Here is a 14,069-nt window from a genome sequence, read left to right on the forward strand (position 1 = left end):
TTAATTAAGCTTTGCGAACTTTGCGTTTTTAAAACAATTTATTCTTCTACTTTTTTAAATCTTCTCTTAAAAAAGAATACAAACAATGAAAAAATACTGCAAAAAATAATAGCAGTAATTTCATTAATCCATATACTATATATTAAAAATCCAAGACTCCCAATAAAAATTATTGTACTAACTAAATAATACAAAAATCTAAGTTCTTCATTTAATTTTACTTTCATAACTGCCCTAAATTACTTTTTCACAGAAGAAATAACCTCCTTCAAAAACCCATTAAAATCAAATCCAGGCTCTTCTTCTCTTACTCCCATTCTCACAATTACCATATCCAAAGACGGAATAATCGCCACCATTTGACCTTGGTAACCGCTGCAATAAAACATATCACGAGGAACATCTGGGAATTTCCCTCCAGCGTTTAACCAAAATTGCGCTCCATATTTTCCATCAGAAGTATTCGTTGGAGTTGATGTGTATTTTACCCAACCTTCGTCTAAAATTTGTTCTCCGTTCCAGTTTCCTTTATGAAGATATAACAATCCAAATTTTGACCAGTCTCTTGGTGTTGCCCATCCGTAAGATGAACCTACAAACGTTCCTGACATATCCTGCTCCACAATCATCGAATTCATTCCTATTTTATCGATTACGGCGCTGTACCAAAAATCAAGATATTCTTGTTGTGTTTTAAATTGGCTTCTTAAAATTCGAGATAATAAATTGGTTGTTCCAGAAGAATAATACCAATGAGTATTTGGTTTATATTTTGCTGGTTTGTCCATTTGAACTTTTCCCATATCTTCAGCCTGAAAAAGCATTTTTGTAGCATCGCAAATTGTACTGTAATTCTCTTCCCATTCTAGACCAGAATTCATGTGAAGCAAATCATTGATCGTAATATTTTTACGCTCATCGTTCTGCCATTCTTTAACTGGAGCAGGTTTATAAATATCAATTTTTCCTTGTTTCGCCAAAACTCCAAAAGCTGAACTCGTAATACTTTTTGTCATCGACCAACCCAAAATTTTGCTGTTTTTATTGAAACCTATATCGTATTTTTCGCCGATTAATTTGTCTTTATATAAAACGACAACGGCGCGCGTGCGTTTTGCTTTTCCTCCATTTTTATCAAAAGAATCATCAATTGCTTTTTTTAATTTTGCGTAATCGACATTCGCGAAAGCGGTATCTTTTGGTTCATTATTTCCGTAAGGGAAAGGAAGATTGTTTTCTAGTTTTGTTCTTTTTGGAAGCAAATAAGGCTTCGAAATATCAAAATTATCATTAATCAAAGTTGCTCCTAATCCTTCACGATAAATCGCTTTTCTTTCTTTTAATCCATAAACAGAAGCGACCGCAAATTTCCCAGCATCATCAATTGCGTTTTTCGCTAGATCTATCATTTTAATATCATTATCCGTTTTCTCAATTAAATCCAACGGACGATTATCAATAAAATGCCCTGATGCAACACTTTTAGCCGAGAAACCAGAAATCAGATCAAGTTTCGGATACGTTGTGAAACCGAAATACAAAAAAGCCAGAACTAATACAAGAAGGAATACTTTGAGAATTTTTTTCATAATGATTAGATATTTTTACTGCAATATAAATAATTTATGTTCACGATTTTAAGTGTCAAATTAGAAAACCATTTCAGATAATTCAGAAAACTTAATTGATTTTTACAGAATCAGCATTTACAGCTTCAAACAATGGCATCATAAAAGGAAATTATAGAATTTCTGTATAAACAAATTTAGTTTTAGTACTTTTGTAAATAGATTTTTTCTAAATAAGACATGCTAGATATTCAAAAAATAAGAGCTGATTTCCCAATACTTTCTCAAACTGTAAACGGAAAGCCATTAGTATATTTCGACAACGGAGCTACTTCGCAAAAACCACAAGTTGTGATTGATGCAGAAGTAAAATATTATCAAGAAATCAACGCGAACATTCACCGTGGCGTTCACACTTTAAGCCAGTTAGCAACTGATGCTTACGAGATTTCTCGTGGAAAAGTAAAAGATCACATCAATGCTAAACATGCGCACGAAGTGCTTTTTACTTCGGGAACAACTCACGGAATTAATTTAGTTGCAAACGGATTTGCTTCGATTTTAAAATCTGGTGACGAAGTGGTTGTTTCTTCTTTGGAACACCATAGTAACATTGTGCCTTGGCAAATGTTATGCGAAAAAACTGGAGCAATTTTAAGAGTTATTCCAATCAATGATAATGGAGAATTAATCATTGAGGAATTTGATAAACTGCTTTCAGATAAAACGAAAATTGTTACCGTAAATCATATTTCAAATGCATTGGGTGTAATTAATCCAATCAAATATATTATCGATAAGGCACATTCATTTGGAGCTGCGGTTTTAATTGATGGCGCGCAGGCTGTTCCGCATTTAAAACCAGATGTTCAGGAATTAGACTGCGATTTTTATGCTTTTTCTGGCCATAAAATGTGCGGTCCAACCGGAACTGGAATTCTTTACGGAAAAGAAGCTTGGCTGAATAAACTTCCTCCTTACCAAGGCGGCGGAGAAATGATCAAAGAAGTTACTTTCGAGAAAACAACCTACGCAGATTTACCGCATAAATTTGAAGCTGGAACTCCAAATATCGCTGGCGGAATTGTATTAGGAACTGCAATTGATTATTTGAACAACATTGGCTTCGAAAATATTGAGGCATACGAACACGAACTTTTAGAACACGCTACAAAACGTCTTAATGAAATTGAAGGTATCCGAATTTACGGAAACACCAAAAACAAAGCTTCTGTAGTTTCGTTTAATATTGATGGAATTCATCCGTATGATATTGGTTCTATTATAGATAAGTTAGGAATTGCAGTTAGAACAGGACATCACTGTGCTCAACCAATTATGAACTTCTTCTGTATTCCGGGAACAATTCGTGCTTCTTTCTCATTTTATAATACAAAAGAAGAAATTGATGCTATGGTTGATGCTGTTAAGAAAGCACAAACTATGTTAAGCTAAAAAACAAATTATATGCGAATAGTATCATTATTGCTCCTGACACTTTTTATTGCTACGGGATGCTGCAGTCAAAAAAAAGCAGACATGAAATCGACTCAAATTGAATACTCTGCACTTTCAAGGGGCTATTATAAAGTAATAACTGTAGAAAACAAATCTGTTTCAGTTGTTAAAGAACGTAATGCTGAAGCTGTTAAAAGCACGATTAATGATGCGAAATGGAACGAGATTGTTTCAGCATATTCAAAAGTTAATTTAGACAATCTTTCTACCTTAAAAGCACCGACAGACAAACGCACTTATGATGGCGCTGCAATAGGAAATTTAAAAATAACTAAAGAAGGAAAAACATACGAAACACCAGGTTTTGACAATGGTTTTCCACCAAAAGAAATCGAAAAACTAGTTAATTTATTAGTTGATTTTTCTAAAGAATAATTATGACAATAAAAGAAATACAAGACGAAATAATAGACGAATTTTCAATGTTCGATGACTGGATGCAGCGTTATGAGTACATCATCGAACTAGGAAAAAGTCTTCCGTTAATTAAAGAAGAATACAAAACCGAAGATAATTTAATCAAAGGCTGTCAGTCTAAAGTTTGGTTGCAAGGTGAACAGCAAGATGATAAAATTGTTTTTACGGCAGATAGTGATGCTATTTTGACTAAAGGAATAATTGCAATTTTAATTCGTGCTTTCTCTAATCAAAAAGCAAAAGATATCTTAGAAGCTGATACTGATTTTATAGACGAAATCGGCTTAAAAGAACATTTATCCGCAACACGCGCCAACGGTTTGGTTTCGATGATAAAAAACATCAAAATGTACGCTTTGGCTTTTGATGCTAAAAACAAAAATTAAATTTCTTCTGCCACAAATTACACGAATAAACACTAATTTTTAATTCGGGAAATTTGTGAAATTCGTGGCAAAAAAACAAATAACAAAATGGAACAAGAAATAGACACAAACGAATTAGGAGAATCAATCGTAAGAGTTTTAAAAGGAATTTACGATCCAGAGATTCCTGTAGATATTTATGAATTAGGATTAATTTACGACGTAATGGTAAACACAGATTACGAAGTAAAAATCCTGATGACACTTACTTCACCAAATTGCCCAGTTGCAGAAAGCTTACCTAGAGAAGTTGAAGAAAAAGTAAAAACAATAGAAAACATCAAAGATGTAGACGTTGAAATTACTTTTGATCCGCCTTGGAGCAAAGATTTAATGAGCGAAGAAGCAAAATTAGAATTAGGAATGCTTTAAAAAATAGTCATAAAGTTGAAAGTCATAAAGTCCAAAGTAAAAGACTTTATGACTTTCGACTTTCGACTTTCAGACTAGAAGATGGAAGAAATTATCAATAAAGTTGCCAATAGTGCTTTAGAGGTTTTTGATCTTGAAGATTATTATCCAAAAGGAATACGTGTGCAGATTGACATTTCGCAATGGCTTTTGGAAGGATTTTTATTGAAAGAAAAAGACTTTAGAGAGTATCTTAAAAATCACGATTGGTCGCAATATCAGGATCAATATGTTGCTGTACATTGTAGTACAGATGCCATAATTCCTGCTTGGGCATTAATCTTGGTGAGTGTTCATTTGGCTCCTTTTGCAAAAAAAGTAGTTAATGGAACTATTGAAGATCTTGACGCAAGCCTTTACGAAGAAATTTTAAGTACAATTGACTATTCTGCCTACAAAGGCAAACCTGTCATTGTAAAAGGCTGTTCTAGAAAACCAGTTCCAATGCGCGCTTATATTTTAGCTACAACTCACTTACAGCCGTTTGCAAGAAGCATAATGTACGGAGAAGCATGTTCTGCAGTACCTTTATATAAAGAATCTAAGAAATAACCTGCAATAACAACGCATCAACCTTTATCTTTCAATTGGTTTTTAGTATATTTGATAATACACTCTAAACTAAAAACCATGAGAAAGCTAACTCTATTACTTTTCATTTTAGTAAACTTCACGTTTGTACAAGCCCAAAATTCAGAAAAAGAGTTAATTCAGAATACTGAAAAGGCAGTAAAAAAAATTAACGATACTATCGAAGGCGAAGGCTGGAAAACAAAAGGAACTGTTTCTCTTTTACTGAATCAATCGAGTTTTAACAACTGGATTGCAGGAGGTGAAGACAGCTTTTCTGGAACGTTAGGAATCAATTATGATTTCAACTATAAAAAAGATGATTTAACTTGGGACAACAAAGTTTTAGCATCGTACGGTCTTCTTCAAACCAAAAATGATGACTTCACAAAAAAAACAGATGACCGTTTAGAATTCAACTCCATACTCGGAAAAAAAGCTTTTGGACAATGGTATTATTCATACTTTCTAAATTTTAGAACACAATTTTCAACGGGCTACATTTATGATCAAGATGAAAATGGGAAGCAGATAAGGACTGAACAAACCAAATTTATGTCTCCGGGATATCTTACCACTGGTCCTGGTATTTACTGGACAAAAGATGATAATCTTAAAATAAATTTTGCTCCTCTAACTTCAAAATTCACTTTTGTAGACAATGCCTATACAACTGGAATTGACAGATTTACTGGTCTACCATATGTAGACGGCAGTTATTTTGGTGTTGACGAAGGCAAAACTATGCGTTACGAACTTGGTTTTTATGCTTCAGTCTATTACAAATTGGCAATCATGACAAATGTGACTGCCGAAAACACACTTAACCTTTATTCAAATTATCTTGAAGACCCACAAAATGTCGATATAAATTATTCGCTAAATGTCATAATGAAAATCAACAAGTTTCTATCTGCTAATTTATCGTTTCAGGCTATTTATGATGATAATGCATTTGCAGGACTCCAAACTAGAGAAGTATTTGGCTTAGGAGTTAATTTTGGATTTTAATTATCCATTGTACTAGATTCCGGCGTAAAAATTATTAATGCCACAGATTAAAAGATTTAAAAGGATTTTTTAATCTAAATAATCCTTTAATCTGTGGCAAAACAAAAAAGCTTTTGAATTTATCAAAAGCTTTTCTTCATTTTATTCTTCATCTTCTTTTTCAACTGCATCCTTGTAATCAGGATACAAGAATTTATTATAAGGAAAACGAGTAATATGAATTTGACGAACAGCTTCATAAACTGTTTCTCTAAATTCTTCGAAATTCTCTTTATTTCTAGCTGAGATAAACAAAGCTTTATTCTGACCAACATTACTCATCCACGTTTGCTTCCACTCGTCAAGAGTATAATGTTTACGGGTTCTTTCTGTAATCAAATCATCTTCGTCAATAGTAAGATGTTTGTAAGCATCGATTTTATTAAAAACCATAATAGTTGGTTTGTCGTTGCTTTTTATTTCCTGCAAAGTCTTGTTTACAGATTCGATATGATCTTCAAAATCTGGATGCGAAATATCTACTACATGCAGTAATAAATCGGCTTCACGAACCTCATCTAAGGTACTTTTAAATGAATCAACCAATTGAGTTGGTAATTTTCGAATAAATCCAACTGTATCAGAAAGTAAAAAAGGAAGGTTTTTAATCACCACTTTTCTAACCGTTGTATCTAAAGTTGCAAACAATTTATTCTCGACAAAAACATCGCTTTTACCAATTGCATTCATCAAAGTCGATTTTCCAACATTGGTATATCCAACCAAAGCAACACGAACCATTGCACCGCGATTGCTTCGCTGAATACTCATTTGCTTGTCAATTGTTTTGATTTTATCTTTCAATAATGAAATTCTGTCACGCACAATACGTCTATCGGTTTCAATCTCTGTTTCTCCAGGTCCACGCATACCAATTCCCCCTTTTTGACGCTCAAGGTGTGTCCATAAGCCCGAAAGTCTTGGCAATAAATATTGACATTGCGCCAATTCTACCTGAGTTCTTGCATATGAAGTTTCAGCTCTCTGCGCAAAAATGTCTAGAATTAAGTTTGTTCTGTCTAGAATTTTACAGTCAATAATTCTTGAGATATTTTTTTGCTGAGATGGTGTTAATTCATCATCAAAAATTACAGTCGATATTTTGTTCTCTTTTACAAAAAGATTGATGTCGTCAATTTTTCCCGTTCCAACAAAAGTCTTCGGATTAGGGCGTTCCATTTTCTGCGAAAAGCGTTTAATAACTTCACCTCCAGCAGTAAAAGTCAGAAACTCCAATTCGTCTAAATATTCATTTAGTTTTTCTTCACTTTGATTCTGAGTAACAATACCAACGATAACTGTTCTCTCAAAATTTATAACTTCTTTTTCTAACATAGTCTTGAATAAGCTGCAAATTTAATGATTTGTAAGCTACAATCAATTATACAATTTTGTTTTTACATTTATATTCGTAGAATAAGCATCAAAAAAAAAATGGAACCCGTCAAGATAAACTCAACAAGGTTCCACTTAATCAATAAATGGTCTATTTTTAAAACTTTTATTCGTAAATAAACGTTTTTTCCGTTTTCACAATTCCATTTTCTTCTATCTGAGAGCAAGAAATTGGGTAGTTTAATTTATTGTATTTGTATTTTCTGCTCACCGCAACTAATGCTGCAGATGATGGGCTGAAATTCATTTCATTATTATAAGAAATCGATTCAAACTCAAATTCTTCTTCATGATAAGAAATCATTGGTACAATTACTTTGTAATTATCTCCAAAAAGGTTTTGAACGATTAACTGATCAACCGACTTTTTATCATCGTAAGTATATGATTTTGAAATTTTGTCTCCAACCAATCCTTTGTGTCTTGACACATTATCGTTTACATAAACATATTCCAATTTTCCAATGATTGCCTTATTTCTATCACGGGAAGTACGTCTTACAATAATTCCGTTTTCAACAAGGTATTCAATATCGTCTACTAAATTCTGATGATTAGTACTCTTTTTTGTTGTTGCTTTTACTCTTGCTCCTTCATATACAAACGAAACTACTTTTGTAATATAGTTTGGTCCTTCTTGATATTTTTTTACAAATTTGGTAATGTTGTTGTCAGCGTCGTAAGTATAATTTATCACCTCTTTCCAGTCGCTTCCCACTTTATCTTTTACAGTCATATCTAGCAAACCATTTTTGTTATAAAAAAAATGCTGTACAACATCTGAAGTAGTTATGGTTTGAAGTTTACCTTCTTTAAAAACCATTGTTTTGTTAACAATTTCACCGTCTTTAGAGTTTTGGTAATTTGTTTTTACAATGTTAATCTGCTTTAGTCTAACGTTGTCTTGACTGTGCATCAAGAAAGGAAATACCATCCATAAGATGGCAATAAAGTAGGTTCTCATATTTGTTTTTGTATTGATTTGGGATGACCAAAATACAAAATTCAATTAGATTTTAACGTTTTGAAATACAAAAACTACAAACTTTTCAATAATGCTTTAAAAATCAATCTATTAATTTCATTATTCTAAATTAGTTCTTACTTCTCTCCAAATATCTTTATGTCATCAACCATAAAAGCACCATTTAACGTTTTGTCTTTCCCTGAACCGATATATTTAAAAGCAATATTTATATTTCCTGAATAAGCAGATAAATCTATTCCGCCAGAACTCATAAACTCACGGGAAGGTGTTGAGAGCGTAGGTACTTTTGCTTCAAGCTTCACCCATCTTGCTTTGGCCAGGCTTGCCCCGTCAAAATTGGTTGATATATATATTTCTAAAGTATTTAAAGGCGAATCTACTTTCAAATCGTGTTGTGCGCTTCTAAACGAAAGCACTGCATTTTTATATCCTGTAAGATCTATTTTTGGCGAAACAAGCCAAGCCACATTCTCGGCTGCGGTTGTGCTTGTAGTATTAAACTCTGCATAACCATTTCCAGAATAGACCATGCTTTTCCAAAGTTTTGAAGCTTTTTCTACAATATTGCTCCAGCCGGGAAGCGTAAAATTCACATTGTTTTTAACCGATTGAAAATCTTCTGAAAAAAACGGAGTGCTTCTTTTTCCGTTCATCACAACGTCACTTTCAGAACGCACCATAAATTGATAATCTGACCCAAATTTTGTCATAATTCCTCGTGCTTTTCCATTTCCTTCGGGCACAAAATGATCGGCAAATTTTGCATAAGAACTTGTTCTAAAAATAACTTGATTTCCTGTTTTATCTCTCAAATACCAATTGGTAGAGCCTCCGACATTATTAGACTCTTCAAAATAATGACGCCCCAATGCTGCCTCTGTAAACTCAACATCGTTTAATTCGATCAGAGTATTTAATTTAGAATCTGAAAGTGCTTCTTCAATAGTAAGCGATTTTACCAATTGATCCTCGTCTAAATTTGCACATGAAGCATTTAGTACATTTTTATATTCGTTTTGAGAAATTCTTCCAATTGTTGGGTCTCCTGCGTTACTTACATATAAACTTCCGATTCTTAAACCTCCATAATACAAATCTGTAAATTGATTTTTAAGTTTTACATATACTTTATTACCAACACGATAGTCAATATAAGTATTTGTAGCATCTACTGGAACACTAAAACCAAGAGCTGCAGCATTTTCGGTTTCTTTTGTTTGCAATGAAATCGTTTTGAAAAAATTACCTCCCTCATCGCTCGAAACCACATAAGCTTCTATAACATCATCATATAAATATTGTTTGGCAGTTGTTCCTGTAAGCTCGTATATTTTTTCTACTGTTTTGCTTACAGTAAGGTTGGGCTGTGTACATGCCAATTTTGGATTTTCAACTTCGTTACTGCAGCTATATAGTAAGCATAAGCCAAAAAATAAAATTAATTTTTTCATGAGAAATAAATTTTTCAGTTTATAAACCGATTGTAAGATTTAAAAAATAAGTTCGGCCATAGCCATAATAATACCTAGATCCGAAAGAAGGTGTTCCACTGGTCATATCTTGATTTAAGGCTCTAAAATTTGCATTTCTTGCCTGTTCAAAACCACCTGTTTTATATATCAAACCCAAAACATTATTTATACTGGCAAAAAGTCCGATGTATTTTTTATGAATGCGCCAAGACTTGCCACCGTTAAAATTCAACAATGTAATTGGTTGAAATTTTTCCTGTTTTAATAATTCATTTCCTCTTTCGGAAGTTGCTTCAGGAAAAGGAAAACCGTTAGCTGGATTGATGTAAAATTGAGAAGTCCTAGAAATTGGTGAAACATCAATATAGCTTTCGGCCAAATAATTTATATTCCCGCCAATCCACCAGAACTTCGGATCACGATATTCTAATCCAAAAGAATACGCCTGTTGCGGAGTTCCAGGTTGCTTGTAATTTTTTAAAAAAGCAGACCCAAAATCAAAAGTCGTTTGCGCTCCATCTTTTGATCTGTTGGCATCATTGGTAATTGTGACACTCGGATTACTGCTATAAACATAATTTCCAAATGCCGCAGATAAAGTTGTTTTGAATGTTGATGAGATTTGATACTCAAAACTTAATTCTGCTCCTGTATTTTTCTTATCCAATTTTGTCAAGGTCTGACTAACAAATGCGTTTGTAGGATCGTAGCCAGAACCGTTGTCAAAAATTCCTTCAGCATAGAAATAAGACGTTTTGGAACTATTTTTAATTGCAGCATAATAAGCCGTTAAACGCAATTTTAGTTTTGATGAGCGGTATACATAATTAGCCTCTGCACTACTCGTATTCTCACTTTCGATCCCATCAACAATGTTATTATTTAACCGTGCATTCGAAAAAGTATTTCTGAGTGAAGGCGCTCTAGTAAAATGTGCTGCATTAAAAAACAGTAATTGTTTTCCTGAAATTTTATAGGTAAATCCGCCTTTGAAACCAAAATTTTCAAAATTTACGTTCTCGCTTTTTCCTAAAGATGTTGTTGCATAGAGTCCGTTTTGATATAATCCTTCCCTCTGATAATTTGATAATGAATAAGACTGCGTCAAGAAAAATTCGGTTTTGTTATAACTAAATTTAAATTGGGTAAAAACATCCAAAGTGTTAGCCAGCAGATTATAATTATATCCATAAACATCTCCTTTAACAACTTGCCGATTTGGATATTGCAAATCTGATTGAGAGAGATTTCCTTTGTAAAACGGATCAATATCTTCAAAATATGCTCCGCCAAGAAGATCTAGCAAATATTGAAAATTATGCGATTTTAGTTTCTTAAAAGTAAAACTGCCATCAAAAGAAATATTAGGCGTAATCTGTGTATTTAAATTTGAATTTACTGCTAAAGTCTTGTCGTCAGTTCGGTCTTCATAGAGAACATAATGGCTTTGTGCAGGTTCATATCCATTGGGTCCAAGCTTCTGATTGGCAAAATACAATTCGTCCCAATTTATCCTCGGATTTGCTAAAAAAGCTGTTTTATTATTTTCTGCATTTTCATAATCTGGGGTAAACGCACCAGAAAATTCGCCTTGATCTTTCGCGTAAAGCGAACTAAAATAACTTGGCATTTTTCTATAATATACAGGGTCTGGACTATTTGCATTTTGATAATCAATATTACTGTTTCCGACTTTTCCGAACTGGTACATTACACCCGAATTCAGATTGGTTTTATCATCAATTTTAAAGTAATGATTCAGCATAAACAGCGGTTCTTCTACATTTTTTACTCTGGCATTTCTTTTTTCACCGTTCTGAAATCCCCAATATGAATTGTATTTTTCACCCATTAAATTGGTAACTTCATTTGTATTGGCTGAATTTTTTCCTCTTGAATTTGGCGTATAAAACCCTGTAAAATTGAGAGAATGTCTTTTGTTTACTTTTTTTTCTACACTAATAAAAAACGAATCTGCATTGAAACTTGTACCTTCAAAATAGCCTTCATCTGCCCAACGTTTTCCTGCTGAAACGACAAAAGCCCATCCAGACAAATTCATTCCCGAAGCATAAGTAGCAACTGCCCTCCATAAATAAGTGGTATTGCTCCCAGAAAACGTAAAAGATTCTCCCTTTCTATACAAAGAAGCACGAGTAAAAATCTGCTGTGTGCCTAAAATTCCTCCAAAGGTATAATTGGAAGCAGCTGTCCCGATTGAAAATTCCTGATTGCGAAGTACATTGTTTAAACCGCCCCAATTGCCCCATTGCGGTCTGCCATCGTAGATTTTATTCATTGGCATTCCGTTAAGCATTGTGATTGCATTTTCGCTATCCAAACCACGAACGCGAAATCGAGCTTGCCCCCAATTGAATGCCGATGCCTGCATAAAAGCATCTCTTGAAGATTGCAAAAGACCAGATGTCATTTCAGAGGAACTGTTATCATCTGAAAAATCATTGTCTGACAACGTAATCAATGCAGCTGGAACTTCATCTGAATAAGTATCTTCTAATTGTAAAATTCCGAGATCTATATTTTCTTTTAAATTAGACTGGACTTTTAAAAGAAAATCTTTGTAACCTTGGTTTCTCAATAAAAGAAGCTGTTCTTTTTTAGGAAATATATGAAGTTCAAATTTCCCCATTTTTGAAGTGAGCTGCATCACAGCGGTATTTTGTATGGTTACCACGACACTTTCTAGCGGATTTTGCGTTCGAGCATCAATAACAATTCCTGTTACTGTGATTTCCTTCTGCGAAAAAGAAAAATTAAAAAACCATATAAAAAAGAAGACAACGTATTTTTTTACCATTAAAAAATCCAATTTACTTTGAAAAATAATCTTAGGATTGAAATCCTTTATTCAAAAGATAAAATTGGTTTTTGGAAAAAAGAGCCGTTTAGAACTCCAGTCAATGCTTGAATTCAAATATAGATAATATATTTAAAAAACAAATAAATTCTTACAAATTTATTTGTTTTTAATACATCTTAATCAAAATAGAGTTATGCCTAAGTTCTAATTTTAGAAACCATAAAAGCAATCAGAACACCAAAAATTCCGATGAAGGCAAAAGAAAACTGCAATCCGAAACTTTGTGCAATATGTCCAATTACTGGAGGTCCCATTAAGAAACCTAAGAAACTTACACTAGAAACAATAGTTAAAGCTTCGCCCGCAGGAACGGTTGGATTTTTACCTGCAATACTATAAACAGTAGGAACGATCGTTGCAACACCCAAACCTACAAACATAAAAGCGATTGTACACGGAATGATATAAGGAAGAAAAACAGCTGTAAAAAGTCCAGCCGAAATCATGACACCGCTAATCTGCATAACACGTTCACGTCCGAATTTATTGATTAATCCGTCGCCTAAAAATCTTCCGCTAGCCATCATAATCATAAAAGAAGTATAGCCCAAAACTACCAATGGTCCTGGCGCTTTTACAATGTCTTTAAAGTAAACGCCACTCCAATCGAACATTACACCTTCGCTCGCCATACTACAGAATCCTATTACTCCTAACCAAAGCAAAGCTGTGTCTGGTTTTACAAATAGTTTTTTGCCTTCTTGTTTTGGCTTTACTTTTTCTTTGGCTCTAATTAAAAATTTAAAATTAAATGCGACCATCAATAATACAATTCCGGCTACAATCATAAAATGATGCAACGGACTTAAATCTAAAGCCAGCATTCCTAAACCTACCAAGGCACCGGTAAATCCAGCAAAACTCCACATTCCGTGAAAAGAAGACATGATTGTTTTTTTGAATAAAACTTCAGTATAGACACCTTGTGTGTTTACAGCAATATTGGCAAGATTTCCGAACACACCAAACAAGAATAATCCTAATGATAATTGTAACGATGTTGTTGCCAAACCTAAATTGATTAAGCACAAAACATACATTATTAAAGAGAAAACCAAAATACGATGACTACCAAATTTAGTTACCATTTTTCCTGAAAATGGCATAACAATAAGCTGTCCAACCGGAAGCGCAAAAAGTATAGAGCCCAAATCGCCTTCTGACAAATGTAAAGCGCTTTTGATGTCTGGAATTCTACTTGCCCATGTAGCAAAACTCAAACCCATTCCAAAATAAAACATTCCAACAGCAAAACGAATTCGGTTTAAATACGAAGCTTTGGCTTCTCTAAATACTTTCTTGATTTTGGCTTTGGTCTGAAAAAGCGATAATGGATTAATGTTTATCAGCATATTGAATTTTTATTGGAATGTT

The 14,069-nt window shown here is 33.4% G+C and carries 12 protein-coding genes; 6 read left to right on the top strand and 6 right to left on the bottom strand.

Features of this window, described 5'->3' with window-relative positions:
- Window positions 1-239 precede the first annotated feature (239 nt).
- Window positions 240-1,589, bottom strand: a complete 1,350-nt coding sequence (locus tag JC605_RS03645) for a serine hydrolase (RefSeq protein WP_198854914.1) — start codon at window positions 1,587-1,589, stop codon at window positions 240-242.
- A gap of 219 nt (window positions 1,590-1,808) precedes the next feature.
- On the opposite strand from JC605_RS03645, the gene JC605_RS03650 reads away from it, so the two are divergent.
- From JC605_RS03650 to JC605_RS03675, 6 genes are all read left to right on the top strand, one after another.
- Entirely contained in the window at window positions 1,809-3,023 is a 1,215-nt protein-coding gene (locus JC605_RS03650; protein ID WP_198854915.1) for an aminotransferase class V-fold PLP-dependent enzyme, read from the top strand.
- Window positions 3,024-3,035: 12 nt separating this feature from the next.
- A complete protein-coding gene (locus JC605_RS03655; protein WP_198854916.1) occupies window positions 3,036-3,461 on the top strand; it encodes a hypothetical protein in 426 nt (141 codons plus the stop codon).
- Between the two features lie 2 nt (window positions 3,462-3,463).
- Window positions 3,464-3,889, top strand: a complete 426-nt coding sequence (locus JC605_RS03660) for a SufE family protein (protein WP_198854917.1) — start codon at window positions 3,464-3,466, stop codon at window positions 3,887-3,889.
- Window positions 3,890-3,976: 87 nt separating this feature from the next.
- Window positions 3,977-4,300 carry an SUF system Fe-S cluster assembly protein gene (locus tag JC605_RS03665; protein ID WP_012023258.1) on the top strand — a complete coding sequence of 108 codons (324 nt, stop codon included), beginning with the start codon at window positions 3,977-3,979 and terminating at the stop codon, window positions 4,298-4,300.
- An 81-nt stretch (window positions 4,301-4,381) separates the two neighbouring features.
- Entirely contained in the window at window positions 4,382-4,891 is a 510-nt protein-coding gene (locus JC605_RS03670) for a DUF2480 family protein (protein ID WP_198854918.1), read from the top strand.
- Window positions 4,892-4,969: 78 nt separating this feature from the next.
- Window positions 4,970-5,920: a DUF3078 domain-containing protein gene (locus JC605_RS03675; RefSeq protein WP_198854919.1), complete on the top strand. Its 951-nt coding sequence runs from the start codon at window positions 4,970-4,972 to the stop codon at window positions 5,918-5,920.
- A gap of 141 nt (window positions 5,921-6,061) precedes the next feature.
- Here the strand turns inward: JC605_RS03675 and hflX are convergent, their stop codons facing one another.
- The 5 genes from hflX to JC605_RS03700 all read right to left on the bottom strand — a co-directional run bounded on the left by hflX (window position 6,062) and on the right by JC605_RS03700 (window position 14,047).
- The gene (hflX, locus tag JC605_RS03680; protein WP_198854920.1) at window positions 6,062-7,294 is read right to left on the bottom strand and encodes a GTPase HflX; all 1,233 of its coding nucleotides are present in this window, start codon (window positions 7,292-7,294) and stop codon (window positions 6,062-6,064) included.
- 166 nt (window positions 7,295-7,460) lie between these two features.
- Window positions 7,461-8,318 carry a hypothetical protein gene (locus JC605_RS03685; protein ID WP_198854921.1) on the bottom strand — a complete coding sequence of 286 codons (858 nt, stop codon included), beginning with the start codon at window positions 8,316-8,318 and terminating at the stop codon, window positions 7,461-7,463.
- A gap of 137 nt (window positions 8,319-8,455) precedes the next feature.
- On the bottom strand, window positions 8,456-9,793 hold the full coding sequence (locus JC605_RS03690) for a DUF5689 domain-containing protein (protein WP_198854922.1): 1,338 nt from the start codon (window positions 9,791-9,793) through the stop codon (window positions 8,456-8,458).
- A 19-nt stretch (window positions 9,794-9,812) separates the two neighbouring features.
- On the bottom strand, window positions 9,813-12,632 hold the full coding sequence (locus JC605_RS03695) for a carboxypeptidase-like regulatory domain-containing protein (protein ID WP_198854923.1): 2,820 nt from the start codon (window positions 12,630-12,632) through the stop codon (window positions 9,813-9,815).
- A gap of 200 nt (window positions 12,633-12,832) precedes the next feature.
- Window positions 12,833-14,047 carry an MFS transporter gene (locus tag JC605_RS03700; RefSeq protein WP_198854924.1) on the bottom strand — a complete coding sequence of 405 codons (1,215 nt, stop codon included), beginning with the start codon at window positions 14,045-14,047 and terminating at the stop codon, window positions 12,833-12,835.
- Window positions 14,048-14,069 lie beyond the last annotated feature (22 nt).

This window comes from Flavobacterium sp. IB48, assembly GCF_016405855.1.
GTDB lineage: Bacteria > Bacteroidota > Bacteroidia > Flavobacteriales > Flavobacteriaceae > Flavobacterium > Flavobacterium ginsengisoli.